This is a genomic window from Luteibacter sp. NPDC104163, from assembly GCF_055584245.1.
Map to the genome: position 1 here is coordinate 39,513 of NZ_JBVJMK010000021.1, position 26,823 is coordinate 66,335.

Consider the following 26,823-nt stretch of genomic DNA (forward strand, 5'->3'; position numbering starts at 1 on the left):
CGTTGACCACCGTGCTATTTCGCACGCTTGGCAGGGGCTTTCTTCTTCGTTGAAGCATTCAGGGCGGCGGCGGCTTTCACCAGCGCCTTGAACTTCACGGCATCGACCTTCTGGTCCTTGCCGATATCCAGCGCGCGGCGCATGTTCCCGTCCAGGCTGGAATTAAAGAGCTTCGCCGGATCGGACAACGACGCACCTTTGGCAAAGGTCAGCTTGATCTTGTCCTTGTAGCTCTCACCGGTGCAGATGATGCCGTTGTGCTCCCACACGGGCGTACCCATCCACTTCCATGTCTCGACCACATCGGGCAACGCCTCGTGGATGAGCTTTCGCATGCGCGCGAGCGCTTCACCGCGCCAGTCGTTCAGGCTTTCAATGCGGGCATCGATCAACACCGTGGCGTCGATGCTCTCCGGTGCTTCCCTGGTCGCTTTCATGGCGTCTCCTTAGGGTTGGCGGGCGATCCAATGTTAGTACCGATGCGCCACAGCACGCCGGAGGGGTCGACGATGACAAAGTCCCTTATCGCCCAGGGACGGTCTGCAGGTGGATCGGCGCGAATTCCATACCTGGTGACCAGGCCTGCATCCTCGACGTGACGCCACCACGCATCCACGTCCTCCACCAACATGTGCATCATGAAGTTAGTTGCGTGTTCCTTCACGTAGAAGGCTTGTAGCAGGAAGGCGCACTCGCCCGCCTTCAGGTAAGCGAGGTCTTCGGATGAGTAGGCCACCTCGAACCCAAGATCGGTGTAGAAGGCCTTGGAAAGTTCAAAATCCCGGGCAGGGACGAACGCCTTGATCTCGACGGTTTCCATGTTCATCTGAACTGTATTCTCAGCCGGGGTCCGGCTGCATTTTGCACGAGTGCCGGCGTTCACGGCAGGGGCCCGCGGACAAGGCGCCAGTTGCCGATCCTGTCAACCCCCACATCGTCGCTGCACGTGAGACCGGCAGGCACTAGAATGCGCGGCCGCCCGTCCGCTACCGCGCCTCTATCCCATGCACATCGTCGTCAACGAAGAACTCAAGGCCTACATCGATCCGCTCACCCCGGATGAGCACGAGTCCCTGGAGCGCAGCCTGCTGACCGAGGGTTGCCGCGACGCGCTGGTGCTGTGGGGCGATACGCTGGTCGATGGGCACAACCGCTATGGCATCTGCCGCAAGCACGATATCCCGTTCAAGACCGTGCAGAACGAGCGTTTCCAGTCCATGGACGATGTGCACCTGTGGATGATCGAGCAGCACCTTGGCCGGCGCAGCGTCTCGGATTTCCAGCGTGGCGTGCTGGCGCTGCGCAAGCGCGAGATCCTGGCCGCCCGCCGCGAGACCGAGGAGCCGGCAAAGGACGAGAACGACCTGCCCTTCGACGCGGAGGGCTCGGCCCCGGCCAAACCGAAGGCCCCGCGCCCCAACCCGAACGATAGCCGCAAGGAAATCGCCCGCGAGGCGCGCATCAGCGCCAACCAGGTCGGCATGATCGAGAAGATCCGCAAGGAGGCCGCCCCGGAGGTGGTCGCCGCGGTGAAGTCGGGCACCCTGTCGATCAGCGCCGGTGCCGCCGTGGCCTCGCTCCCGGAAGACGAGCAGCGCGCCGCCGCCACGGCGGGCGACCAGGAGCTGAAGGAGGCCGCCAAGCGGGTCCGCGAATCGAAGCGCAAGCCGCGCGAGAAGCCGTCGGGCGACGTGGTGGCCCTGCGCGAGCAGGTCGCGGAGCTGGAAGCCGAGAACCGCAACCTGCGCCGCCAGATCGACGCCCTGCGCGCCCGCCTGGGTGAACCGCCCCTCGAGGCCCCCGAAGAGGCATGATGTAAGCCATGGGGGAGCGCGCTTGCGCGCGATCCGGCCAGGCCGGACCCCAGCCAAGGCGCGCGATCCGGCACCGCAGGGAACTCCCCCCTTAACGGGCGTTCCAACCCCGGTACACCGGACGCTGCCTTAGGCGTTCTTTGGCAGGTCCCCCGGAGCGTTCCATGAAGTCCATCCTCGCCCTCACCACCCTTTCCCTGCTTGCTGGCGCCGCCATGGCGCAGGACGCCGGCAAGCCGCTCAACCTCAACCTTTCGCCGAATTACGTGCCTGCGGCTTCCAGCACGGCGCCGGCACCGGCGCAGGCCCCCGCGGTGGCCGACAACGGCTCGAAGAACGGCACGGCTTCCATGAGCCATCCGGCCGCAGCCGCGACCCCGGCCCCGGCCAGCGCGGCGGCCCAGGCGGCACCTTCCGCCGGCGGCAAGGAGAGCGTCGCCGTCACGCCGTCGCGGGCGAAGGATCCGCCGGGCACCTACTACGGCGACACCAGCGGCCAGATGGCCGGGGCCGATATCGAGGACGATGGCCCGCGCTGCGATGACGCCACATATAACAAACCCCAGGTGCACGGCAGCGTCAGCACCGGGGTCGTCAGCGCCAGCCACGGCGGCAGCGGGAGCTACCAGGGCGGTGCGGTGAGCCTCTCGCAGGCCTTTGGCAGCTGCGAGCATCCGACCGGTGGGGTCAGTATTTCGGTGGGTGGGGCTACGGGGCGGTTTCACGGGAGGTAAGTAGGGGTCGGGCGGTACGGCAGGCCTTATCGCGCGCAAGCGCGCTCCCACAAGGGAGGGGGCCGCGAGGGGCTGACTGTCACCGGGCATGGGGTAGGATCGGGGCACCTTCGCCGCGCGAGCTGCCGCCATGCCCGTTCCCGCGTCTTCCCTTTCGCAGCGCGGCCAGTTCCGCGCCCTCTACAACGGCCTTAAGAGCCAGAAGGCGCTCGACCGGGTGCCGGTCATCCTCTGCGAGGGTGATTCCTGGTTCTCCACGCCGCTGTACATGAACATGCTCGACTGGATCGTTTCGCCTGCACCGCAGGACAACGAGCGTGGCGTTCCACTGCTCGGCCAGGGTGGGCTGTTCTTCCGCGCCGAGCACAGCGGCGACCAGGCCATCCCCCAAAGTGAGCACCCCAGCCGCTCTATGTTCACCCGGGATAACGTCGACGACCTCGTCGGATGGTTCGGCCGTTTCAACTTCGATATGGTCCTGCTGAGCGCCGGCGGGAACGACTTTGTCGATACGTGGCTGCAGAAGACCATGGCCGGTCAAAAGAATCTCTCACCGCAGCAGGCCTTCGACGTCATCGTGGCCACGGGCCGGTTCGATGACCTGCGCAACGCGTATGCGTTGTTCCTCGACACGTTCCACGCAGCGAAGCCGAACGTACCGATCCTTGCGCATACCTACGACTACCCAAGGCTGATCGGCAGCGAGGCGAAACTGGGCCTCGGCAATCTTGGCGCCGCTGCGCTGCTGAAGAAGTCCATCGGGCCGTGGATCGGGCCTTACATCGAACCGGTGATCCCCGGCGGCCTCCCGGCGTGGCGCGCGTTCGTGAAGCTCCTGATCGATGGGTTCGCGGAGCGCGTGCTGGAACCGTTGAAGGCATCCGCCAGGTACGGCGGCATGTTCGATTACGTCGACCTGCGCGGGCAGCTCACGCGTGACGACCAGTGGAACGATGAGATGCACCCCAACGAGGCAGGCTTCCATCTGCTGGCGACGGTATTCCGGGCGGCATTGATTGCGAAGCTGCCGCCCGCCAAACGCTGAGGGTCCGGCTAAACCGATGCAAAGAGGATGATGCGGTCGGCGGCTTCGGGATCGGCGGCGTCGCTGCGCAGCCAGGGTTGTCGCGCGAACGTGCGTGTGCACGGGCCAAGCGCGAGAACGCGCAGCGGCCGCTTGCGTGCTTCCGCCTCTATGCGCGCGACCACATCGCGCAACACCGCCCCGATGAACGGCGTGAACAGGTAGAACACATCCGCCTGCGAGAAGTCGACCTCGCGCGCATCGGCGCATGTGAAATGCACGGCATCCAGCCCCAATGTCAATGCCGCAGCGCGTGCGCCATCCACATAGGCAGGCTCACGCTCCACGCCGGTGACCGTCGCACCACTCAGGATCCGCATCAGCAGCGGCACATGGCCCAGCCCCGACCCCAGGTCCAGAACATGGTCTCCGGGAGTGAGCGCCGCGAGGCGCACCGCATCGACGATGTGCCGCGCAGGCGTCGGCTGGTAGAACACCATGTCCGCCGGCAGGCGCGATACGGCCGGCACCGGCTCGTCGACGGCCAGTATCCCCGCCACCAACGCATCCAGTGCGTCGTAATGCGCGCCGACCGGCTCACCGATATCGAGCCACGGCGCGAGCGCCGCCTTCCCTTCCCCGCCGCGGATCGCCGCACGCAACGCAGCGAACAGCGCCTCGTCGGCCGCGCCCATCGCATCGAACAACGCATCGGCGCGTTGCCGTTGCGCGTCGTCCGTCATCGCCAGCGACAGCAGGTCGAGGCGATCCATGGCATCCGCGCGCCAGCGGAACGCCCCCGGGTCACGCCAGGTGGCATCGGTTTCCAGGAGTTCGAGGAAGGCACAAGGGACATCGGTCATGCCGGCCATGGTAGTGGGCTTTTGCATTGACGCGGTTCTCACGCTGGCTACGTCCTGCTTGAGCCGCCGTGCACCGCTGTGGAATGCTCGGCGATCGGCACGCCCGCCCCAGGAGCTCCCATGAAGACGTCGCACCGCCTTGTCGCCGCACTCGCCGCCGTAGTCGCCTTGCCCGCTTTCGCTACGCCGCCGCTGGTGACCATGGTCTTTCGCGATGGCGGGCGCCCCGTACTCAACATCGCCGATCCGCAGGGCCAGGTGCTCGTCGACGCCACGCTCGGCCTGCGCACCACGGGCAGCGACCTGACCCACGGCCTTCGCCTGCTCGGCACCACCCAGCGCAATCTCACCGAGAGCTATCGGATGACTACCGGCAAGCGCCTCGTGCGCCATGCCAACCTCACGGAAAACCGCTTCGCGCTGCAGAACGACAAGGGCGAGAAGCTCGATGTGGTCGTGCGTGTCGCCAGCGACGGCGTCGCCTTCCGCTACGAGCTGCCGGGCACGACCCAGGTGACGGTGACCGGCGAAGCCACGAGCTACACACTTCCCGCCGATGCCCGCGCCTGGTTGCTGCCCTACGACCCGAGCAACGAGAAGGAGCGCATCCAGACCTCCGCATCCGCCGCCCCCGGCGGGGACTACGGCTATCCCTCCCTGTTCCTCGTCGGCCAGCGCTACGTCCTGATCACCGAGGCCAATGCGGACGGCCGCTACGACGGCAGCCGCCTCACCCACGTGGCGAACTCGCCGTCGTACGGCCTCACCCTGGCCGATAGCCGGGTGGACAGCACCGGCGTCACGCCCTGGCGCACCATCATCGCCGGCGACCTCGCGACCGTCACCGAATCGACGCTCGTGGATGACCTTGCGGACCCATCGAAAATCACCGACACCTCGTGGATCCGCCCGGGCAGCGTCGCGTGGTCATGGATCAGCGACCACGATAGCCCGAAGAGCTTTGAACGGCAGAAGCAGTTCGTCGATTTCGCGGCGGCGAACCGCATGCCGTATGTGCTGCTCGATGAAGGCTGGAGCGAAACGTGGGTGCCCCAGCTCATCCGCTACGCCAACGCGAAACACGTGGACGTGCTGATCTGGTTCCCGTGGACGATGCTCGATACGGCAGCGAAGCGCGAGGCATGGCTCACCCGTGTCAAAGGCTGGGGCGTCAAGGGCGTCAAGATCGACTTCATGGGTTCGGACAGCCAGGCACGCTTCCGCTGGTACGACGAGACGCTCGCCGATACCGCGCGCCTGCAGCTCATGGTCGATTTCCACGGTGGCACGATCCCGCACGGGCTCGCGCGGACCTGGCCCCACCTGATGACGATGGAAGGCGTGCGCGGCGCGGAAAACGATCCGCCGGCGGTCGGTAACACCATCCAGCCGTTCACACGCAATGTCGTCGGCTCCATGGATTACACGCCGGTCGCCTTCGACGTCGGCCGCCAGGAAGCCAGCATCGCGCACGAGGTGGCGCTGCCGATCGTCTTCGAATCCGGCTTGACGCATCTCGCCGACAGCCCCGAGGCGTACCAGCGCCGCCCCAATGCGCTCGCGTTCCTGGACCAGATCCCGACCACCTGGGACGAGACGAAGCTTATCGCCGGCGCCCCCGGCGAAGAGGCGATCTTCGCGCGTCGTAGCGGCGATCGCTGGTTCATCGGTGCGATCTCGGCGGGCCCTGCGCGCCGCCTGAGCGTGCCGCTCGCGGGGCTGGGCGTGGGGCCGTGGCGAGCCGACATCATCCGTGATGGGACCGGTCGCGGCGATGTCGCCCGCTCGTCGCAGAACGTCACCGCGGACGGCACGCTGAGCTTCGACGTACCGGCCAACGGTGGCTTCGCGGCCATCCTCTGCCCGGTCGCCAAGGGCCAGTTCAAGTACGGCTGTTACCGCTAGGTAGCCAGCGGCGCCACCAGGCCCGCGCGGGGAAGAGACGGGCGCGGGGCACGCGGACGACGACCCGCGTGCCCTGGCCGGGCGATGATGTGATCTCCGCGACGCCGCCGATGTTTTCGGCGCGCTCTTGCATGCCACGCAGGCCCCAGTGCCCCGGACGGCCCGAGGCGAGGATGTCCGCGTCGATGCCTTGTCCGTCATCGCAGACCGAAAGCACCACGTCGCCGCCATCCCGATGCAGGCTCACGTCAATTCGGCTCGCCTCGGCGTGGGCGATCGCGTTATGCACGGCTTCGCGGGCGATGCCATACAGCTCATCGCGCGCCAGCGGATCCATGCCGTGCCACTCGGCGGCGGTATCGACGATCACCGGTACCGCATGCTCCTCGGCATAGGAGCGCGCCAGCTCCACCAGGCCGACATCCAGCGCCACGGTGTCACCGAGGTGATCGCGCAGGTCACGCACGCGGTCACGTGCCTCCACGAGCGCGAGGTCCGCCCGGTCGAGCGCGCGCTCCATCGACACACGCAACGGATCATCGGGCGCCACGCGGTTCGCGACCGCCTGGAACCGCATCATCAGGCCCTGGATGCTCTGCAGGAGCGTATCGTGCAGCTCGCGTGCGATGCGCTCGCGCTCCGCGTGGCGTTCGTGCAGGCGCTCGCGCAGCTGCCGTTCCACGCGGCGCATCCGCACCAGCACGAGTATCCAGACGATCGCGGCGCCAGCTACCGCCAGGATCACGGCGAACCACGCGGTCTGGTAGAACGCGGGCGCGACGTCGATACCGATGGCGGCGCCCTGCTCGTTCCACACCCCATCCTCGTTCGCCGCACTCACCCGGAACAGGTAATGGCCCGGCGGCGGGTCGGTATAGACCGCCTCGCGATCGGTGCCGGCATCCCGCCAGTGCCGGTCGATACCCTCCAGCCGGTAGCGGAAGTGCACGCGCTCCGGCATGGAAAGGCTCGTCGCCGTATACACGATGCGCAGGCGTGCACTCTTCGCGGGCAGGCGGATGCGTCCGTCCGCTTCGTACCAGCCCGTATCCGTCACGATGCCGCGGATCGCGACCGGTGGCGGGAGCGTATTGCGCGGCACGTCGGCCGGGTCGATCGAGACGACGCCGCTGGTCGTCGCGAACCACAGCCGGCCATCGTCAGCGGCGACGGCCGTCGGTAACGGGCGGAACTGGGCCGGCGTGCCCGGCAGGCCGTCGAGTGAATCGAACAGCGCGACGGGAATGCGGAAGGAGTCATCCTGCTGCGCGTGTGCGACATCGGCGCCGAGGATGCGGACGATGCCCTGAGACGCGTTGGCCCAGTAGTCACCGGCACGATCGCGCACGATGCCCGAGACACCGCGCAGGTCCATCTGCAACGGGAGCGGATGAACGCGGCCCGCCCGCACGACGTTGATGCCGCGCTCGCCGCCGACCCACATGGTGTCGCCATCCGCGCACAGCGCCGTGACGTTGCCGACGGCCAGGCCGTCGCGCTCCCCCAGCACGGTGTCGTGGCCGGTCTCGTCGCGGACGATGATCGTGTCCCGGGCGAAGCCCATCCACAGGCGGTTGGCCCGGTCGCGGACGAGCACCAGCGGCGAGGGATCGTTGGCGACGGCCGGCAGCATTTCGCGGTGCCAGCTGCCGCCGGTGTAGTGGTACACGCCAGGCCGGTTGATCGATACCCACGCGCCGCCACGGCCATCACCCGTGATCGCCTGCACGCCCGTGAAATCCTGGACGGGCAGCGTGGCAAACAGGGTGGGCGTATCGCCGTGCATGGTCCAGACGCCGTTGGGGCCGCCCAGCCAGGTCGCGTGCTCATCGCGCGCGGCGGCGGTGATCGCCTCGGGGAAGTCCACCGTCGTGGCGCCTACCGCGTCCACGCGCATCAGCGGCCGGTTCTTCGTCCCGATCCAGATGCCGCGCGAGGCCGCCGGCACGATGGCGAAATCCGTGGCGCCCGAAGGTGTCGGCGCGGGCAACAGCCGGCTGGCGCGGAAGCGGTCCAGGCCGCGGCTGCCGCCGACCCACAGGTTGCCCTCGCGATCCTGGATGATCGCGCTGATGTAGTCAGAGGTCAGCCCATCGCGCTCGACGAAACGCTCCGCGGCGGTGCCCTCCGCATCGATCCGTTGGCGCGAGCGCTCCTCGACGCGCGGCACGCGGCGCAGGCCCTCGCCCAGCGTGGGCACCCAGAGCGCGCCATCCCTGTCGAACAGCAGGCCCGATGACGACAGCCGCAGGATGGGTCCCGCGGCGGCGGGATCGCCCGTGCCGCGCCACGCTGGCAATACGCCCCGGTCGACATCGGCAATCCAGATCGTTCCATCCGGCGCCTCGCTGATCCGGTTGATCTTGCCGACATCGCGGGTTGCGACGACGAAACGATCGCCACCCGGTGGCAGCCATGCGAGCGCCACGTCGGATGCCACCCACAGCCGCCCCTCACGGTCCACCGTGAGGTTGCGCGCGCGGATGCCAGGCAGGCCCATCGCCGGGCCCACCACCTGCCAGCGGTTGCCGCGCAGTTCCACGAGGCCGTTGAAGGTTGCGCCCCACACGCGGCCATCGGGCGTGCCGGCGATCGCGTAGATCGTCGCCGTCGGCAGCCCCGATGACGCGCCGTAATGCACAGCGGCGTCGTTCTCGATGTAGCTGGCAAAGCCGTAACGGAAGCCGACCCACAGGCCACCATCAGGCGCCGCATAGAGCGAGGCGACGCTGGACGCGGGGAAATCACCGCCGCGGCGCGGCCGGTAGCGTTCGAAGTGCACGCCGTCGAAGCGGTACAGGCCCGTCTGCGTGCCCAGCCAGAGGTAGCCGTCCGCCGTCTGGGCGAGCGCCGTCACCTGGCCTGGCGCGCCTTCGCGCACGGTCCAGGCCGTGTGGTAGAACTGGCTGATGCTGCGGTCGCGGGTATCCATGCCCATCGCGGCGCCCGCGAGCGCCAGCCAGGCCACCAGGGCCAACGTTACCGCCCGCATCGCGGCGATCGCCTGTTTGAACCGCACTCCCCACCCCATCGCTTCCAGGGTGCAACGATAGCGGTTACGTGAGGCCGAGTCGCTTCGACCTATGGCCGATGGGTGCTGCGCCCAGCCCATGCATGGCAAGGAAGCCCAGCGCGTCGGCCAGCACGCGGCCGGCCGCGGGGGAGCGGTTGGGGTTGGCCAGCACATGGGCCGCATGGTCGTAGGCGATGAATTGCCGCGCGGAGGCCGGCGTCCCCAGCCAGGTGAAAGCTTCGCGCATGGCCGCGACCGAGGTCAGCGTATCGCTGTCGCCCGCACCACCATCCCAGGCGCCGACAAGGACGGGGCAAGCCACCTTCGCTAGATGCTCCGGCTGCATGCGTTCGACGAACAGGCGGGCGATCGCGCGGTACGCATCCGAGTGCACCACCGACGACCAGTACTGCCGCTGATAAGCGCTGCGATCGCCGGGCGGGATCACCGGCCCTTCCAGCAGCGTCGCGGCACGCAGTTGTTCCTCGTCGAATACGCGGATGCCCGGCGACCAGGCGATAAGGGCCGCGACCTTGTCCGGGTGCGCCGCCGCCAGGTCCAGCGCCAGCGAGCCGCCCATGGAGGTGGCGACGAGCACGACGCGCTCGCCAAGTTCCAGGCCGATCCGGAGCGCGGCATCCGCATCGTCACGCCACGCCTGCGGCGAAGCACCGGCCATGGCCATCGGTGCGTCGGTACCGTGGTCGTGCAGGCGGTTGGCGTACAGGTGCGCGCCGCACGCGGACGCCAGCGCCCGGTGCGCGGGATCGCCTTCGGCCTGGCTCGCGGTGAAGCCATGCAGGTAGACGACGGCAAGGGGCTGCCGCTCATGCGGAACGCCATCGGCAAACACGATGCGCGCCTCGTTGTCGGGTTTGAGGCACGGCGTGGCCAACTCGCGCCGGGCGATATCCTGCGCCAGCGCGTCCAGCGACGTCATGCGGCCGAATCCGCCGGCGCGCCCGCCTGGCGTCGCTGCAAGGTGACGTAATGCCCGACGGAGCGGCACAGGGCATCGAGTTCGGACACAGCCGGATACATATCGCCGCCCGCGTCGATCAGCACGCCCAGGTCATCGCAGACGCGGCCTGCACCGGGCACGCCGAGGTTACCGAGGACGTTGCGCAACGCATGCAGCGATTCCGATGCCGCCGCGATGTCACCACCGAGCATCGCCTCGCGCAACGCATCGACATGCCCGTCGGATGCCTCGGAACACAGGTCGAGGAAGCTGGCGAATTCCGCCGGGCTCGCCAGGGCGCGCATTTCATCGAGCGGTGTCGTGAGGCCCACGCGCGGTTCGATCCCTGGCAGTTCCGGCTGCCACGCCTTCGCGGCCGTCGCCAGCGAGCGTTCGGCGGCGATGGCTTCGATGATATCGAGCAGGCGCTGCGCAGCGATCGGCTTGGTCAGGTAAGCGCGCGCACCGGCCTTGAACGCGATGCGCACCGCATCCTGGCTGGAATCGGCGCTCAGCATCACGATGGGCGGCACGGCCTGCGTACGTCGCAGGACCTCGATCCGTCCCAACACGTCCCATCCGGAACTGCCCGGCATGTGCAGGTCCATGAAAATCAGATCGAACGCGCTGCGCTCCAGGCTCGCCAGCGCCTCGTCACCGCTGGCGCTGAAGACGCAGTGGTGGCCGGCGCGTTCGAGGATACGGCCGACGATCTCGCGGTTCGAAGCGTTGTCGTCGACCACGAGGCAGGTCTGCGGCGTGACGCGCGTCCGGTGTGCATCGAGCAGTTCCACCAGTGGCACGTCGGCCATGCTCCGTGCACCGTGCGCCGCGCGCGGCATGGGGAAGCGCCAGGTGAACACCGAACCGCCCATCGGGTTGTCGTTCACCTCGAGGTGGCCGTTCATCTGCCCGGAGACATTGCGCACGATGTAGAGCCCGAGGCCCACGCCTTCCTGGCGCCGGCTCTCGCCCACGCTCACCTGCTGGAACGGATCGAAGATCCGCTGCTTGTCGGTATCGGCGATGCCGATGCCCGTATCCGTCACGGTGCAGGTGATGATCGGGTCGCGGCCACCGACGCCTTCGGTGAGCTCCACGCGGACATCCACGCTGCCGCCCGGCGGCGTGAACTTCAGCGCGTTCGAGGCCAGGTTCGAGAGCACCTGTTCGATACGGCCCGGGTCGCCCATGAAGACGCCCTCCACCGACGCATCGCGCGAGACGCTGAAGCCGATCCGCTTCTCGGCCGCCGAAGGACGGCAGACGGCGCCCACCGTGGCAAGCACCTCGTCGAAGGCGAAGGCGTGCTGTCGCAGGGTGAAGCTGCCGCCGGCGAACGACGCGACGTCGAGCACGGCGTTCACACGGTGGAGCAGCGCGTTCGCGCTGGTCGAAAGCAGGGCGACCAGCCGGCGCTGGTCATCGTTGAGGAGCGTGGTGTCGATGAGCGATGCGGCGTGGATGACCGTGCTGAGCGGCGTGCGCATCTCATGGCTCATCATCGAGATGAACCGGTGCTGCGCTTCGCGCGAGGCGATCGCTTCGGCGGAGACCTCGCGCAGCGCATCGATCATGCGATACAGGGTCATCGGCAGCACGACGGTCAGGGCGAGCGCGTACAGCGCATACGCGGGCCGGCCGATCCAGTAGCCGTCGGGCGCGGCCACGGCCAGGATCGCCACCGAGGCCACGACGCTCGCGGCGAAGGCGCGCCGGCTATAGCGCATGCCGACGGCGACGGAGAGGAACGGGAGCACGGCCGTGACCGTGATGACAAGCATGAAGCCCGCTTTCAGCAACAGCGCGGCCATGGCGAAATTCGCGACCTGCCCCACCGCGTCGAGCCGGTCGGTCTCCTTCAGCCAGCCAGCCCGGAGGAACAGCATCCAGAAGGTGCTCGCGACGAACAGCGTCAGGGCCAGGGGGAAAGCCGTGTGCGACTCGTGCGCCATGGGCACGGGGCCGTGCAGCCATGCCGCGGTCCAGACCACGATGAAGCCGAGCAGGACGGTACGCACGAGCGATACGTGATGCTCGCGGAAGCTCGCCACGATGCGGTCGATGCGCGGATTGCGCAGCCGCGCGGCGACCTCGCTGAGCATCACCGGTCCGGCACGTTTGCCGCTACCGCGATCGATCTTCATGCCAGCCCTGCTTCCACCACGTCCCCCGATACCCGCCTAGTCTATGTTCTGCGCCGGGGCTGGCAAGTGGCCCGTTGCGCAGGCTTTCGAACAGGCGCCGCCAGCTTGCAGAACCTTGCGTGTTGTTTCGACCCTATCCTCATCGCCCTCGCCAACGCCTTTCGTATCCATGCCTGGCTCACCGGGCATGCTGGGACGCACCTGTTTTTCGCAGAATCCGGCGGCGAGCTTTTGATTATACCCGGATCATAAGCGGCCAATCGCAGCAAGAATGAGATTTCGCACGATCCAAATTGTGCCGTTTTGAATCATCCGGTGGTCCTCCGCAGCTTCGTTCGAAATATTCTTTCGGCTTTTTCTGGGGGCTCGCGTAATCGTTTTCATGGCGCGGACGACGGGCCATGAAAGTGCACAAATACCCATAGTTACCTAATTTTCTGCTGCGATGCCGCATTTCATTCGGACGGCTAAACGGCCAGGCGCATGCACCCTTTCGATGCTGGACATCCCCGCTAGGCTGCTGTACACCTTGCCGGGCAATTCATTTGGATCGAGGCAAATGGATTATTTGCGACGGAGCGCGGGGAGGGGCTCTTCATAGCTCCGGCAAACGAAAGCGGCGGGCACGTACCCGCGGCTTCGGCCCCGTGTTGCCGTTTGTTTTCGGCATTGACCATTCGGGGAAGGCATGAAGTACCAGTTTCTGAATCGCAGGACCGCCCTGGCCATCGCCATGGCCACCTGTCTGGGTGGCGTCGGCACCGCTTACGCGCAGTCGACCACCGGTAACCTCAACGGCTCCGTGCCGGCCAACGGCAAGCAGTCCGTCGTGGTCGAGAGCACCACGGGCTTCCGCCGCGAGACCGCCGTCGACGACCGCGGCCACTACTCGCTGACCCAGCTGCCGCTCGGCACCTACACCGTCACCCTCATGCGCGATGGCGCACCGGTGGATTCGCGCAAGAACGTCCAGCTGCGCGTCAACGCCAGCACCGACGTCTCCTTCGCCGCGGCCGCCCCCGCCACGTCCGCCGACGCGACCTCGCTTAGCGGCGTCACCGTCACGGGTACCGCGCTGCCGCCGATCGACGTGACCTCCGTCGACTCGCGCACCGTGATCACCTCCGAACAGCTCGCCAAGCTGCCGCTCGGCCGCAATGCCGAAGCCGTGGCTCGCCTGGCACCGGGCGTCGTGAACAACGGCGGTGGCTTCACCAGCGACACCGGCCGTCCGCTTGCCAGCTTCGGCGGCGCGGCGTCCAACGAAAACGCGTACTACGTCAACGGCTTCAACACCACCGATCCGCTCAACGCGGCCGGCGGCCTGCAGCTGCCGTACGGTGCGATCGACCAGCAGGAAATCTACACCGGCGGTTACAGCGCCAAGTACGGCCGTTCCGACGGCGGTGTGATCAACCAGGTCGGTAAGCGCGGCACCAACGAGTGGCACTTCGGCGCGCAGATCCTGTGGGAGCCGAACTGGGCACGCGCATCGGGCCCGAACATCCATTACACGAACACCCCGGCCTCCGCGCCCGCGGGCGACCTGTACCAGCCCAAGAGCCAGGCGGATAAGTGGACCACCACGGTCAGCGCTTACGCCGGCGGCCCGCTGATCAAGGACAAGCTGTTCTTCTTCCTCGCCACCGAGTTCGAGAAGACTGGCACCCGCGACGTCAATCCGGTGGACAACAGCACGCCGGCGCAGACCAAGACCTACGAGAATCCGCGCTGGTACGCCAAGCTCGACTGGAACATCAACGACAACAACATCCTTGAGTTCACGGATGTCGGCGACAAGCGCTCGGCCAGCGGCACGCGCTACGGTTACAACTACGTCGACATGGTTCGCACCAACACCATCGGTCCGCTCAACGACACCAAGGTCGGCGGCGACTTCTGGAATGCGAAGTACACCGGCTACATCACCGATAACCTGACCATCAGCGCCCAGTACGGCAAGATGTCGGTGAAGAACTACGACCAGGCGGGCAACTACGATCCGACCCTGGCGCGCGTCGACGGTTCGGGCAACCAGAACCCCGCGCTCAATGGCGGCAGCGCGATCAAGAACACCCAGGTCGCGGACATCAGCTCGCCGGGCCGTGGCAACAAGTCGAACAACCTCCGCTTCGACGTCCAGTACGTCGCCGGCGACCACACGCTCTCGGCGGGTATCGACAACGTCAAGTCGCAGGTCCTCGATTTCGGCACCTTCAGCCCGGGCCCGGGCTACGCCTGGAACTACGGCTTCCAGAAGGATCCGAACGAAGCGATCGACAACACCCCGGGGCGTAACTTCGTACCGGCTCCGGCGCTGTTCCCGAACGGCCAGTCCGGCTACTGGGTGAGCAAGAACGTCGTCTACAACCTGGTCAACGTGCGTTCCGACCAGAAGGCGCAGTACATCGAAGACAAGTGGCAGGTCAGCGACCGCTGGCTGGTCTCGGTCGGTCTGCGCAACGACCAGTTCACCGACTACAACCAGTTCAGCCAGCCGTTCATCAAGCAGACCCGTCCGCAGTGGGCCCCGCGCCTGGGCGCCACGTGGGATGTGAACGGTGATGGCTCGTTCAAGCTGTACGCCAACGCGGGTCGTTACTACCTCGGCCTGCCGCTGAACCCGGCGACGGGTGCGGCCGCCGGTTACACCGCGACCCAGCAGTTCTTCACCTACTCGGGCATCGCCGCCGACGGCACGCCGACCGGCCTGACCCAGATGAGCGGTGTCGTGTCGGGTAACAACTCGTACGGTATCCCGCCTGACCCGCGCACCGTCGCCGGCAAGAACCTGAAGGCCGAGAACCAGGATGAATACATCCTTGGCTTCGACAAGACCTTCGGTGACAACTGGACCTACGGTTCGAAGCTGACCTACCGCAAGCTCAACACGGTCATCGACGACTTCTGCGATATCGACCTCGTCACGAACAAGGCTATCGCTGAAGGCCACACGGTCGGCTCGACCAACAGCTGCTACCTGGTCAACGGTGGCCACGGCAACACGTTCACCCTGCTCGACCCGGCCGGCAATCCGTTCACTGTCGACCTGTCGCGCAAGGAAATGGGCATGCCCGCCACGCGCCGCAAGTACTACAGCGTGGAGCTTTACGCCGAGCACCAGTTCGATGGCACGTGGTACGGCAAGTTCGATTACGTGTACTCGCGCTCCTACGGCAACACCGAGGGCCAGTCGCGTACGGATTCGCGCCAGAACGGCGCCGCCGGCAGCATGGACTGGGATAACAGCTATGTCATGAACTACGCCAACGGCCCGCTGGGTAACGACCACCCGCATGTGTTCAAGGCGTATGGCTTCTGGCAGTTCGCACCGGAATGGCAGCTGTCGAGCAACTTCCAGATCGCCTCGGGCGCCCCGGAAGTCTGCCTCGGCTACTACGGCCCGGGCCAGACCGACCCGGCGCATTACGGCTCCGCTTATCACTGGTGCGATGGCCAGCCGTCGCCCCCGGGTGACAAGGGCCGCCTGCCGTGGACCTACCAGTGGGACCTGGGCCTGACCTACCGTCCGACCTGGGGCGGCGACCGCCTGGCGTTCTCGGCCAACGTGTTCAACGTGACCAACCAGCAGCGCGCGATCTTCCGTTATCCGACCGAGTGGCAGTCGCGCGGTACGCCGCACCCGTACTACCGCGCTCCGCTGATTACGCAGGATCCGCGTTACGCCCGCCTGTCGGTCTCGTACGACTTCTAAAACCGCTTCATCCGATCCCTGTGTGACGCTTGCGCCCACCTCCCGGTTCCAGCACCTCCCCTGCTGGCTCCGGGAGGATAGGGCGCTCTTTTTTTGTCAGGCTTCGCCGGACGCGGCGACGACCATTTCGATATAGCCGAGGATCTCGGCCACCTGGATGTCGAAGACGCCCGCGTCGCCGTTGTCGTACGCCTGGCGCCAGACCGCGTAGCCATCGCGCCAGGTCTCGTCATCATCGCCAGCCCCGTCCGGTTCCAGCAGGCTGTTCTCCAGCGTCGCCCGCGCGACCGCCGCGTGGTGCATGGCGGGCTGCAGGCCGCCCGGCACCTTGTGGTTGCGCAGCTTCACGCCAAGGATCGAGATGTGGAAAACCTCCCCGTCCTCCGGCTCGACGTCCTTCTTGCGGATGACGACCCGCGAGGCCTCCTCGCCTGGGCGGGTGCGGTAGGTCCAGGCCTGGCCCGGGGTGTATTCGGGTCGTGTCATGGGGGACATCCTTGGAAGGGAATGGTGGATCTTAGACCACCCCGAGACGCCTGTAAGACGCCCTGTGGGAGCGCGCTTGCACGCGATGGGGTCCGCGGCGCCGCCCATCGCGCGCAAGCGCGCTCCCACAGGGCTTCCCGCCCGCCTCCGGCGGGAATCCCCGGGATGCCGTATCCTTATACGCCTGAGCCCGCACCCACCCCACGGGGAGCGGCGCCACGCGCCAGGCAGCGCGGCCCACGGGTCGCTTCCCCAGCTGATCAACGGCTTGCCGCGCGGGGCGCGGTGGCTTCGTCCCTATTTGTTCAGAGGCAACGCAAACCATGGTGGCACTGGCGACCGAGCACGTCATCGACGTACATCACTGGAACGATTCGCTTTTCAGCTTCCGCACCACGCGCGATCCGGGTTTCCGCTTCGAAAGCGGTCACTTCGTCATGATCGGCCTGGAAGTGGATGGCCGCCCGCTCATGCGCGCCTATTCCATCGCCAGCGCGCACTACGAGGAACACCTGGAGTTCTTCAGCATCAAGGTCCAGGACGGCCCGCTGACCTCGCGCCTGCAGCACCTGAAGCCGGGCGACCCGGTCATCGTGAGCCGCAAGCCCACCGGTACCCTGGTGCTCAACGACCTGAAGCCGGGCAAGCGGCTTTACCTGCTCGGCACGGGCACGGGTTTGGCGCCGTTCCTGTCGATCATCCGCGACCCGGAGACCTACGAGCGCTTCGACAAGATCGTGCTCGCCCACGGCGTCCGCCACGTCAACGACCTGGCTTACTCGGATTACATCGAGAAGGAACTGACGGCCCACGAGTACCTGGGCGACCTGGTCCGCGAGAAGCTCATCTACTATCCGACGGTTACGCGTGAGGAATTTCGTAACCGTGGCCGCATCACCGACGCCATCGCCGACGGCGAAATGGCCCGCGTCACCGGCCTGCCCCAGCTCAATCCGGCCGAAGACCGCGTGATGCTGTGCGGCAGCCCGTCGATGCTCGACGACATCTGCGTCCTGCTCGATGGCGAAGGCTTCCAGGCCTCCCCACGCACCCGCGAGCCGGGTGATTACGTGATCGAACGGGCCTTCGTAGAGAAGTAAGCCCTGCTCTTGTGGGAGCGCGCTTGCGCGCGATCGCGCGCAAGCGCGCTCCCACAGGCGTTTCCGTTATTTGCGGATTCGGCCCTGCCCCTCGTTATCCCAATACCCAAACACCCGCCGGGCGATCAGCTTGTACAGGCGCTTGCCGGTCGCCCGCCACAGGCGGGAGTGCGGCGCGGGCTGGTCGAGGATGCTGCGCTGCCTCACCGACAGGCGATGCGCTGCGTACGTGCGCTTGTGCTTCAGCAGGTGGCGCAGGTCCTCCCGCGCCAGCACGCGGAATAGCGCGCCACGCCGCCCGCGCGTCCACGCGATCTGGAAATCGACGAGGCCCGGCGTGCCGTCTTCGCGCACCAGCCAGTTCGGTTCCTTCGCCAGGTCGTTATGCACGATGCCGCGGCGGTGCAGCACGGCTAGCAGGCGCAGCGCATCGCGGTAATAGGCTGGATCCAGTGGCCGCCCTACCTGCATCGGCTCACCCGCCATGTAGCTGCGCTCGAGCACGCGGCCATTCCACGCCAGCAGCCGCGGCACGCCATCCACGTCCTCCAGCCGGGCCAGCGCGCGCGCCTCGCGCGCCGCCGCACGCCGGGCGAACCAGCGCGCCCACCAGCGAGCGGCCGCGATATCGCGGCGGATCAGCAGGACGCCATCGCGCTCCACGCGTTCGATGCGGCCGAGTTCATCGGCCTTGAGCAGGGTGACGGTTTCCGTCATCGCGTTCTGCACGCTGTTCCTTCGTTACGTTGACGCTCTCTGCGCCATGCGGTGTCTACGCTAATATGCGAGCCTCGCAGGGAGAGAATGCCGAAATGCTGGTGCGACACATCCTGTCGCTGGTCATCGCCACCGCCGGGCTCGCCGCCTGTCGCGACGGCGCCGACCGGACGAACGGCGGACAAACGCCACCGCCGCCGCAGGCGAGTGCCGACAAGGATAACCGTTCCAGCCAGGATGGCCTCTACACCATGGAGCTTTCGCTCCCGACCCTGCCGGCGAAAGCGGGCCCGCTGCGCCATGCCATCGATCGCTATGTCGATGGGCAGAAGCGCGCCTTCCTCGATAGCCTGGACGCCCCCGGCGCGCGCTCGCGTGCGCGTGAGATTCCGTGGGACCTGAACCTGGATATCGCGATTTCGGCCCGTACCGACCGCTTCATCAATGTGCAGGTGGATGGCCAGGCGTTCACCGGTGGCGCCCACCCGGCACCGATCGTCGACAGCTTCACCTTCGACAAGGAAGCCGACCGGGTCGTCGGGATCCGCGAGCTGTTCGCCGACCCGGACGCCGCCGAACACGTCTTCGCCTCCGAGGCACGCCGCCAGCTGATCACCCAGCTCGATGACCAGGACGAGCCGCTGGCATCCGACACGCGGCTGATCGAGGAAGGCACGGCACCGGGCAAGGACCACTACCGCGTTTTCAGCCTCCTGACAGGGCCTGACGACAAGGTGCACGGCCTCACCTTCATCTTCCCGCCCTACCAGGTGGCCGCCTACGTGGCCGGGCCGCAGGCGGTGGACGTGCCCAGCGATGCGTTTGTAGCCCTGCTCAAGCCGGAATACCGCGAGGCGTTCCGTTGATGGAGTTCGGCCTGTACCTGCTTTCCGCGTTGCTGATCGTAGGCGGCATCGCCGGTGCGATCCTGCCCGTGCTCCCCGGCATCCCGATGATCTTTGGCGGCATCTGGCTTGCAGCCGCTGTCGATGAGTACCACCACCTTGGCTGGGGCTGGCTCATCGCCATCGGCATCGTCGGCGCCGTCGGCGTCGCGCTCGATTTCGTTTCCGCCTCGCTCGGGGCAAAGAAGCTCGGGGCCACGCCACGTGCCCTGTGGGGTGCGGGGATCGGGACAACGGTGGGCATGTTCTTCGGCATCCCCGGTCTCATCATCGGGCCGTTCGCGGGCGCCGTGGTGGGCGAGCTGAGCTCCGGCAAGAGCATCCTCCGCTCGGCCCATGTCGGGGTCAGCACGTGGGTGGGCATGCTCGTCGGCATGCTGGCGAAGGTGGTTATCTCGTTCCTCATGCTGGGCATGGCGGGCGTGGCGCTGCTGCTCGCCTGACCCATCCGGTGGCACATGGCGAGCCCACCGGGTCCCGGCTAGTCTCCGGACACTCACCCGGGGAGAAGCCCATGTTCCGACGCCTGACCCTTGCCGCCGCGATCACGTTCGCGGTCGGCAGCCTGCATGCCGAAGCGGCCCAGCCGGCCTGGATCGCACGCAGCAACGCCGACGCCCAGCTGCTGCTGGACCTCACGGCCAAGTTCAGCCCCGAATCGGCCACCGATATCGGCGTGAAGGGCTACGACGAGAAGACGGCCGACCTCGGCCCCGACGTGGACAAGCGCCAGCGCGCCGCGCTGGTCGAGGTGCGCGGGAAACTGCAGAAGCGCCTGGCCGAGGAAAAGGATCCCAACGTCCACCAGGACCTGCAGATCCTCATCAAGCAGATCGATGGCAACATCAAGGGCATCGACCTCAACGACAAGTACATGCTGCCGTGGTTCGACGCCGGGCAGATGATCTTCAGCGGCGAGTTCTCGCTGCTGAACGCGGAGAGCACGCCCGAGCAGAACAAGGCCGCACTGGGGCGCCTGAACTGCTATGTGGGCCTGACGAAGGGTTGCACGCCGCTGGTCGACGAGGCGAAGGCGCGCACGACGGAAAAGCTGGGTGACAAGAAGCTGCTCGGCCCGGTCAAGGCCGATGTCGAACAGAAGCTGGGCAACACCCAGCGCTACGTCGATGGCATCCGCAAGCTCTTCGCCGAGAAGAAGATCAGTGGCACCGATGCGGCGATGACCGCGCTCGACAAGCAATTGAAGGATTACAACGCCTGGGTGCAGAAGACCGTGGTGCCACGCGCACGCACCGATTTCCGCCTGCCCGAGCCGATGTACGCCTACAACCTCGAGCAGGTCGGCCTGGATATCGCGCCGCGTGATCTCATCGACCGCGCCGAGCTCGAGTTCATGGAAACCTCGTACGCGCTGCAGCAGCTCGCACCTGTCGTGGCAAAGGCCGAAGGCCTACCCGATGGCGACTACCGCGATGTGCTGAAAGCGCTGAAGAAGAAGCAGCTGGCCAAGGACCAGGTCGTGCCGACTTACCACACGGTGATCGGCAAGATCGAAGACACGATCCGCAAGCAGCGCATCGTTGAACTGCCCAAGCGTGAGCTCGCGATGCGCCTGGCTTCGGAAGCGGAGAACGCGCGTACGCCGGCGCCGCACATGGATCCGCCGCCCTTCATCAACAACACCGGGCAGCGCGGCACGTTCGTGCTGACGACGGGCAATCCCCCGGCGAACGGCGACGCCTCGCAGATGTATGACGACTTCACCTTCGAAGCCGCCGCATGGACGCTTACCGCTCATGAAGGCCGCCCGGGCCACGAGCTGCAGTTCGCCGCCATGGTCGAGCAAGGCGTATCGCTGACCCGCAGCCTGTTCGCCTTCAACAGCGTGAACGTGGAAGGCTGGGCGCTCTATGCGGAAGCCGAGATGGTGCCGTACGAGCCGCCGGCGGGCCAGTTCATCGCCCTGCAGTTCCGCCTGCTGCGTGCCGCGCGTGCGTTCCTCGATCCGATGTTGAACCTGGGCCTGGTCACGCGCGAGCGCGCCCACGACATCCTCGTGCATGACGTCGGCCTCTCCGAGCCCATGGCTCGCCAGGAACTCGATCGCTACACGCTCAACTCACCGGGCCAGGCGACCGCGTACTTCTACGGTTACTCGCGCATCCTGCAGCTGCGCGCGGAAACCCAGGTGCAGCTCGGCGACAAGTTCGACCGCAAGGCCTTCAATGATTTCCTGATCGCACAGGGCCTGCTGCCACCCGACCTGCTGGCCGAAGCGGTACGCACCCGCTTCATCCCGGAACAACAGAAAAAGAAGTGACCGGCCTTAGCGGCCGGCGTCGGGGATGACGTAGAGCAGGATCGCCAGGTAGTGCAACACACTGCCCGCCAGCACGAAGAGGTGCCAGATCGCGTGGCCGTACGGCAGGCGGCGCGCGACGTAGAACGGGACGCCGGCGGTGTAAGCCACGCCGCCGGCGAACAGCAACACGAGTCCGCCCGTCTGGACGTTCTCACGCAGCGGTTCGATCGCGACGATCGCCACCCAGCCCATCAGCACGTACATCACCACGGCCGCCTTGCGGTACCGCTTGAGCAGGCCGAGCTCCGCGGCGCTGCCCAGCAGGGCCAGGCCCCAGATCGTGCCGAATAGTCCCCAGCCCCAGGCGCCCGGCAAGGCCAGCAGCGTGAACGGCGTATAGGTTCCGGCGATCAGCAGGAAGATCGCGATGTGATCCAGCGTGCGGAACACGCGCTTCGCCACGCCGCCGGGGATCGAGTGGTACAGGGTGGAGGCGGTGTAGAGCAGGATCAGCGTCGCGCCGAACACCGAACTTGCGACCACCGCGCGGGTCCCGCCGCCATACATGGCCGAAAACGCGACCAGTACCGCCAGCCCCGCGATGCTCAGGACGATGCCCAGGCCGTGGATCACGCTGCTCGCCAGCTCTTCGCCAAAGCCGTAGCGCGGGTGGGCGCTTTCGAGGGTCATGGTTATTCCGCGGTGCACAAAGTGGTCTCCGAGGGTACCCCATGCCACGCCCCGATGCGAAACGTTCGCAACGGGGACTTGCCTCGCGCCACCAGCCGGTGTTCCATGCGGGCATGACCCTCGAACTCCTCCTCAACGTCCCGCGCCTGCCCCTGCAGGGTGCCGGCCTCCGCGCCGCCCTGGCCATGGCCTCGCGCATCGGTGCCCGGCTCGATGCGCTGCATGTGGTCGATATGCCCGCCGCGGCCTTCACCGTGCCCGAGGCGGTGCCCATGCAACTCGACGCGGTACGCCAGCGTGCCACCGAGGCGCGCGCGGTTTCCGCCGATTGGGCCGACCTGCTCGCGTCCCAGGGGCTGAAAGGCAAATGGCGCGTCGGCAACGGCGATACCGTCACCCTCCTTACGCACGCGTCGGCGGGCTATGACCTCGTGGTGATGGAACGCTCCTCGACCATGCGTGGCGATGCACCCATCGGCTTCGGCGTGGTCTCGCGGACCGTGTTCGGCGCCAGCCGTGGCGTGCTGGTCGTACCAGATACCGCGCCCGTGGAAAGCCTCGGTGAGAACGTGCTCGTGGCATGGAGCGGCAGCCGGGAATCGGCACTCGCTGTGCGTTCGGCGTTGCCGCTGCTGCGCAAGGCCGGCACGGTGACTGTGATTGACGGCAGCCGTGACGAGGAGATCGGTACCTGCGCCCTGCCCGACACGGATATCTGCGGCTGGCTGGAAACACACGGGGTGAAGGCCGACGTGCGCAAGCTCGACGAGGGCGCCTTGTCGGCCCCGGGCCCCGAACTGCTGAAGACCGCCCATGACGCCGGCGCGGATCTCATCGTGATGGGTGCGTGGGGGCGTTCGCGGCTCTCGGAACTGGTGCTGGGTGGTACCACCCGGTACCTGTTCATGCAGTCCGATATTCCGATGCTTGTCGCGCATTGAGGCGCTGATCGCGCGCAAGCGCGCTCCCACAAAAAGACGCTGGCCTGCTCTTGTGGGAGCGGGCTTGCCCGCGATAGACGGCGGCATTCGGTCAGCGCTGACGGAAATAGCCGTCCAAATGAAACTATTGCAAGTTCCTTCGGACCCTGCCTAATCTGGACCCGGACCTGAACACGATCCCCGCCAGTCCCCACTGGCCGTGTTCCCGCCCACACAACACGCAACTACTACGCAGCACCTTCACCCACATCGAAGGAGGTCGCTCATGTCGTTCGCTCGTCCGCAGGCCCTGTCCGGCATTCACCCGGATACCGTCCGCATCGCCGCCATGAGCGCGGCGATTGCCCTCAACGCCGCCGCGCTCATCGCCGTCATGCGGCCGATGGCCGCCCAGATCGCCACGTTCACGCCCACCCCGCCCAGCATCACGCTGATCAGCCATCCCACGCCGCCCAAACCGCTGCCAGTTCCCGACATCGAGCTGAAGCCCGTACCAAAGGCCGTGCCGAGGACGCCGGTCAAGGTGCGCGAGGTCACGCCGCCACCGCAAGCGGTCACCACCACGTCCGATGAAGGAACGATCCAGGCACCGCCGGTCGTCGAGGCACCCGTGACAGCCGCTCCCGTAGCGGAAGCCGCGCCGGTGGAAACCAACCTCGCCTACGTCTCGGCGCCCGCGCCGAAATACCCGCAGCAGGCGATCCGCGGCCGCATGCAGGGGACCGTCACGTTGCGGGTGTTGGTGGACGAAGCCGGGAAGCCGCTCGACGTGGTCGTCGAAAGCAGCAGTGGCCACAAGGTGCTGGACGACGCGGCGCGCAACCAGGTCCTGGGCAGCTGGCGGTTCCAGCCGGCGGTGCAGAACGGGCAGCACGTGAAGGCGTGGGCGCGAATCCCGGTGACCTTCGACCTGCATTCGTTATAGCGACGGACCTTGTTGTGGGAGCGCGCTTGCGCGCGATCGCGCGCAAGCGCGCTCCCACAGGGGCGATGATCAACGCGAGGCGGGCATGACCACGACATCGGGCTTGCGGCTGGCGCGGGCGATCAGCCAGACGAGGCCGACAAGGAGCGCTACCGGCAGCAGCACCGGCAACAGTGCCAGCACGACGACGGGGGCGATCGCCAGCATGAGCACGCCGCCGACCACGGCACCCACCAGGCTGGCGACGATATGGAACACGCCACCGATGATGCCGAAGACCAGCTTGAGCATAGCGCCCACCAGGGCGAAGGCAAGCCAGAAACCGGCGAAGAGGACGACGAGCGAGGTCAGGACAAGCATGGTGTGTCTCCGTGCATCGGCCGCCAGGTGGGCGGTGCACAGGTTCGATGCGGCCTCCCGGCAAAGGGTTTAAAGCGGGGGTGAAAGACCGGGGTTACGCATGTTTAACAGGTCGCATGCTCCACTGGCGCCAGTCGATTTACGGGGGCGGCCCGTTCCATGGGTAAGCGTTCTTCCATCATCAAAACCTTGCGGGACATCGCGTTCGATCATTCGGACGTGGCGGTGCCTGACCTGGCCTCCATGGGCCGGGAGCTGGGCAGCGCCCTGCATGCGCGCCATGACGAAGTCACGGCCGCCCTTGGCCCCCTGCGCGAGCGCCGGCGCGGCTTCGAGCGCTGGATGCTGGCCGAGCGGACGAAGCCGGCCGTGAGCGTGCTGGTCATGGCGTGGCCGCCCGGCTATGCCACCCCGGTGCACGACCACGGTGGCCTCTGGGGCCTGGAAGCCACGATCGCTGGCGCGCTCGAGGTTGAGTCGTTCCTCAAGGACGGCACCGATGAAACCCTGCGTAGCGTCGGCCGCACCTGGCTGGGCCCCGGCGATGCCACCTGGTTCGAAGGCGTCGAAGAGCACGCCCATCGCTGCCGCAATTTGTCGCGGCATGACACGGCGCTCACGCTTCACGTGTACGGTGGTGATCTGGCACAGTACCTCGCGTATGAGCAGCCCGGTCCCTCCGGACACTGGATCGCACGACCGAGGCAATCGATCATCGCGGGACGCCTGACGGCCTGACGGTCTCACGGCCCTCACCCCAACCCACGGGCGAAGGACCAGAACACATGTTTCAAAAAGTCGCCATCATCGGCGGTGGCGCGGCAGCGGCGACGCTGGTTAGCGAGCTCCTCGAACGCAGGACGCCCAAGCCACTGCACCTGACCTGGTTCGCGGGTAGCGCGCAGCCGGGTCGCGGCGTCGCCTATGGCACGCCTTCCGACCGCCACCTGCTCAACGTGCGCGCCGCGTCCATGGGCATGTTCGTCAGCAAGCCCGGTGGCTTCCTCGAATACGCGCAGGCCTCCAAGCCGGAGGTCAAGGGTTCCGATTTCCTGCCCCGTCGCCTGTACGGCGACTTCCTGCAGTCGCGTGTCGACGCTGCCATGAAGAACGCAAAGGCGCTCGGCCACGATATCAACCTCATTCCGTTTTCCGCCGAGTCGCTCGTTCCCTCCAGCGAAGGTGTCACCGTCGGTTACGGCGACGAGGAAGCCCACGCGCAAGCCGCCGTGCTTGCGATTGGCTCGCTTCCGCCGCGGCCGCTGGCCGGCGTCGACGACGCGGCACTGGCGAGCGGCCGTTACGTCACCGACCCGTGGCCGTACCTTGCCGCCGCGGAAGCCGACGACCGCCCGCTGCGGGTACTCGTCATCGGCCTCGGCCTGACCGCCGTCGATGTCGTGCTCGAGCTTTCGGCGCGCTGGCCGCAGGCACGGTTCACCGCGTTGTCGCGCCATGGGCATATGCCGGAACCGCACCTCGCCGCGGCTTCCGCTCCGGGCGACGATGGCAACGAACTCGCCGAGCAGATGCTTGACGACCCGAACATCCGCGGCTGGCTGCACCAGTTGCGGGACGCGGCTACCAACGCCGATGACTGGCGCACCGTGGTCGACGGCATGCGTCCGCATACGCAGGGCCTGTGGCAGGCACTGCCGGACAGTGAGCGCGGGCGTTTCCTGCGCCACGCCCGCTGGGCCTGGGAACGTGCGCGCCACCGCATGCCGCCGCAGGTCGACAAGAAGGTGCACGCACTGGAAGCCGCCGGCAAACTCCAGCGCCTGCGCGGCCGCATGCAGTCGGTCTCACTGCGCATGGATGGCGACCTCGACGTCGTCCGCCGCCTCACCGGGTCGGATGAAACGGTCACAGAGACCTACGACATCGTTATCCAGACGGTCGGCCTGAATACCGACACGCTGCGCACGGACCACACGCTCATGCGCCAGCTGGTCATCGACGACCTGGTGACGCCGGATCGCCTGGGTCTGGGCCTCGCCGCCCAACCCGATGGCCACCTGCTCGACGGAAACGGCAAGCCCCGCGGCAACCTGTTCGCCATCGGCAGCCTGCTGCGTGGAACCCTGTGGGAATCCACGGCGATCCCGGAGATCCGCAAGCAGGCGCAGTCACTCGCGAACCTGCTGGTCGCGAAATAGCGCACCACCGGTGGGAGCGGGGGGGGGGGCGCGGGGGGGGGGGGGGGGCCCCCCCCCGCCCCCCCCCCCGCCCCACCCCCCCCCCCCCCAGAGGGGCAGGC

At 67.0% G+C, this 26,823-nt stretch carries 23 protein-coding genes; 13 read left to right on the top strand and 10 right to left on the bottom strand.

Going from position 1 to position 26,823, the window contains the following annotated elements; all coding sequences use genetic code 11:
- Positions 1-14 precede the first annotated feature (14 nt).
- Together ACZ6YI_RS19505 and ACZ6YI_RS19510 are read right to left on the bottom strand one after the other, a co-directional pair.
- On the bottom strand, positions 15-437 hold the full coding sequence (locus ACZ6YI_RS19505; RefSeq protein WP_465780086.1) for a DUF1801 domain-containing protein: 423 nt from the start codon (positions 435-437) through the stop codon (positions 15-17).
- Complete coding sequence (locus tag ACZ6YI_RS19510; RefSeq protein WP_465780087.1) at positions 434-826, bottom strand: VOC family protein; 393 nt, start codon at positions 824-826, stop codon at positions 434-436. Before ACZ6YI_RS19510 ends, ACZ6YI_RS19505 begins: the two co-directional genes overlap by 4 nt.
- Before the next feature lie 178 nt (positions 827-1,004).
- On the opposite strand from ACZ6YI_RS19510, the gene ACZ6YI_RS19515 reads away from it, so the two are divergent.
- The 3 genes from ACZ6YI_RS19515 to ACZ6YI_RS19525 all read left to right on the top strand — a co-directional run bounded on the left by ACZ6YI_RS19515 (position 1,005) and on the right by ACZ6YI_RS19525 (position 3,593).
- Positions 1,005-1,814 (top strand): ParB N-terminal domain-containing protein, encoded by an 810-nt coding sequence (locus ACZ6YI_RS19515; protein ID WP_465780088.1) that lies wholly within the window; start codon positions 1,005-1,007, stop codon positions 1,812-1,814.
- Between the two features lie 164 nt (positions 1,815-1,978).
- Positions 1,979-2,548 carry a hypothetical protein gene (locus ACZ6YI_RS19520; RefSeq protein WP_465780089.1) on the top strand — a complete coding sequence of 190 codons (570 nt, stop codon included), beginning with the start codon at positions 1,979-1,981 and terminating at the stop codon, positions 2,546-2,548.
- Between the two features lie 130 nt (positions 2,549-2,678).
- Entirely contained in the window at positions 2,679-3,593 is a 915-nt protein-coding gene (locus ACZ6YI_RS19525; protein ID WP_465780090.1) for a hypothetical protein, read from the top strand.
- Between the two features lie 8 nt (positions 3,594-3,601).
- Here the strand turns inward: ACZ6YI_RS19525 and ACZ6YI_RS19530 are convergent, their stop codons facing one another.
- Positions 3,602-4,462 (bottom strand): methyltransferase domain-containing protein, encoded by an 861-nt coding sequence (locus ACZ6YI_RS19530; RefSeq protein WP_465780091.1) that lies wholly within the window; start codon positions 4,460-4,462, stop codon positions 3,602-3,604.
- Positions 4,463-4,555: 93 nt separating this feature from the next.
- Between ACZ6YI_RS19530 and ACZ6YI_RS19535 the strand changes: the two genes are divergently transcribed.
- A complete protein-coding gene (locus ACZ6YI_RS19535; RefSeq protein ID WP_465780092.1) occupies positions 4,556-6,340 on the top strand; it encodes a glycoside hydrolase family 97 protein in 1,785 nt (594 codons plus the stop codon).
- On the opposite strand, the gene ACZ6YI_RS19540 is transcribed toward ACZ6YI_RS19535, so the two are convergent.
- From ACZ6YI_RS19540 to ACZ6YI_RS19550, 3 genes are read right to left on the bottom strand one after another with little or no spacing between them, the layout of a single operon-like run.
- Positions 6,318-9,359 carry a two-component regulator propeller domain-containing protein gene (locus ACZ6YI_RS19540; protein ID WP_465780093.1) on the bottom strand — a complete coding sequence of 1,014 codons (3,042 nt, stop codon included), beginning with the start codon at positions 9,357-9,359 and terminating at the stop codon, positions 6,318-6,320. The two genes, ACZ6YI_RS19535 and ACZ6YI_RS19540, sit on opposite strands and share 23 nt — an antisense overlap.
- Before the next feature lie 37 nt (positions 9,360-9,396).
- A complete protein-coding gene (locus ACZ6YI_RS19545; protein WP_465780094.1) occupies positions 9,397-10,293 on the bottom strand; it encodes an alpha/beta hydrolase in 897 nt (298 codons plus the stop codon).
- The gene (locus ACZ6YI_RS19550; protein WP_465780095.1) at positions 10,290-12,461 is read right to left on the bottom strand and encodes a hybrid sensor histidine kinase/response regulator; all 2,172 of its coding nucleotides are present in this window, start codon (positions 12,459-12,461) and stop codon (positions 10,290-10,292) included. Before ACZ6YI_RS19550 ends, ACZ6YI_RS19545 begins: the two co-directional genes overlap by 4 nt.
- 688 nt (positions 12,462-13,149) lie before the next feature.
- Between ACZ6YI_RS19550 and ACZ6YI_RS19555 the strand changes: the two genes are divergently transcribed.
- Entirely contained in the window at positions 13,150-16,176 is a 3,027-nt protein-coding gene (locus ACZ6YI_RS19555; protein WP_465780096.1) for a TonB-dependent receptor, read from the top strand.
- Between the two features lie 96 nt (positions 16,177-16,272).
- On the opposite strand, the gene ACZ6YI_RS19560 is transcribed toward ACZ6YI_RS19555, so the two are convergent.
- A complete protein-coding gene (locus ACZ6YI_RS19560; protein WP_465780097.1) occupies positions 16,273-16,662 on the bottom strand; it encodes a hypothetical protein in 390 nt (129 codons plus the stop codon).
- 323 nt (positions 16,663-16,985) lie between these two features.
- Here ACZ6YI_RS19560 and ACZ6YI_RS19565 point away from each other — a divergent pair, with 323 nt between their 5' ends.
- Entirely contained in the window at positions 16,986-17,762 is a 777-nt protein-coding gene (locus ACZ6YI_RS19565) for a ferredoxin--NADP reductase (protein ID WP_465780098.1), read from the top strand.
- A 66-nt stretch (positions 17,763-17,828) separates the two neighbouring features.
- On the opposite strand, the gene ACZ6YI_RS19570 is transcribed toward ACZ6YI_RS19565, so the two are convergent.
- Positions 17,829-18,479: an RIO1 family regulatory kinase/ATPase domain-containing protein gene (locus ACZ6YI_RS19570; protein WP_465780106.1), complete on the bottom strand. Its 651-nt coding sequence runs from the start codon at positions 18,477-18,479 to the stop codon at positions 17,829-17,831.
- A gap of 95 nt (positions 18,480-18,574) precedes the next feature.
- Here ACZ6YI_RS19570 and ACZ6YI_RS19575 point away from each other — a divergent pair, with 95 nt between their 5' ends.
- The 3 genes from ACZ6YI_RS19575 to ACZ6YI_RS19585 all read left to right on the top strand — a co-directional run bounded on the left by ACZ6YI_RS19575 (position 18,575) and on the right by ACZ6YI_RS19585 (position 21,665).
- Positions 18,575-19,345: a DUF3298 and DUF4163 domain-containing protein gene (locus tag ACZ6YI_RS19575; RefSeq protein WP_465780099.1), complete on the top strand. Its 771-nt coding sequence runs from the start codon at positions 18,575-18,577 to the stop codon at positions 19,343-19,345.
- Complete coding sequence (locus tag ACZ6YI_RS19580) at positions 19,345-19,827, top strand: DUF456 domain-containing protein (RefSeq protein WP_440329728.1); 483 nt, start codon at positions 19,345-19,347, stop codon at positions 19,825-19,827. Before ACZ6YI_RS19575 ends, ACZ6YI_RS19580 begins: the two co-directional genes overlap by 1 nt.
- A 71-nt stretch (positions 19,828-19,898) precedes the next feature.
- Positions 19,899-21,665, top strand: a complete 1,767-nt coding sequence (locus tag ACZ6YI_RS19585) for a DUF885 domain-containing protein (RefSeq protein ID WP_465780100.1) — start codon at positions 19,899-19,901, stop codon at positions 21,663-21,665.
- A gap of 6 nt (positions 21,666-21,671) precedes the next feature.
- Here ACZ6YI_RS19585 and trhA read toward each other — a convergent pair whose 3' ends face one another.
- Positions 21,672-22,337 (bottom strand): PAQR family membrane homeostasis protein TrhA, encoded by a 666-nt coding sequence (trhA, locus tag ACZ6YI_RS19590; RefSeq protein ID WP_465780101.1) that lies wholly within the window; start codon positions 22,335-22,337, stop codon positions 21,672-21,674.
- A gap of 41 nt (positions 22,338-22,378) precedes the next feature.
- On the opposite strand from trhA, the gene ACZ6YI_RS19595 reads away from it, so the two are divergent.
- Positions 22,379-23,278 carry a universal stress protein gene (locus ACZ6YI_RS19595; protein ID WP_465780102.1) on the top strand — a complete coding sequence of 300 codons (900 nt, stop codon included), beginning with the start codon at positions 22,379-22,381 and terminating at the stop codon, positions 23,276-23,278.
- A gap of 265 nt (positions 23,279-23,543) precedes the next feature.
- Positions 23,544-24,203 carry an energy transducer TonB gene (locus ACZ6YI_RS19600; RefSeq protein WP_465780103.1) on the top strand — a complete coding sequence of 220 codons (660 nt, stop codon included), beginning with the start codon at positions 23,544-23,546 and terminating at the stop codon, positions 24,201-24,203.
- A gap of 69 nt (positions 24,204-24,272) precedes the next feature.
- Here the strand turns inward: ACZ6YI_RS19600 and ACZ6YI_RS19605 are convergent, their stop codons facing one another.
- Positions 24,273-24,563, bottom strand: a complete 291-nt coding sequence (locus ACZ6YI_RS19605) for a hypothetical protein (RefSeq protein ID WP_440329721.1) — start codon at positions 24,561-24,563, stop codon at positions 24,273-24,275.
- Positions 24,564-24,722: 159 nt separating this feature from the next.
- Here ACZ6YI_RS19605 and ACZ6YI_RS19610 point away from each other — a divergent pair, with 159 nt between their 5' ends.
- Both ACZ6YI_RS19610 and ACZ6YI_RS19615 read left to right on the top strand, forming a co-directional pair.
- Complete coding sequence (locus ACZ6YI_RS19610; protein WP_440329719.1) at positions 24,723-25,301, top strand: cysteine dioxygenase; 579 nt, start codon at positions 24,723-24,725, stop codon at positions 25,299-25,301.
- Between the two features lie 47 nt (positions 25,302-25,348).
- Positions 25,349-26,722, top strand: a complete 1,374-nt coding sequence (locus ACZ6YI_RS19615; protein WP_465780104.1) for an FAD/NAD(P)-binding protein — start codon at positions 25,349-25,351, stop codon at positions 26,720-26,722.
- The last annotated feature ends 101 nt before the right edge of the window (positions 26,723-26,823 follow it).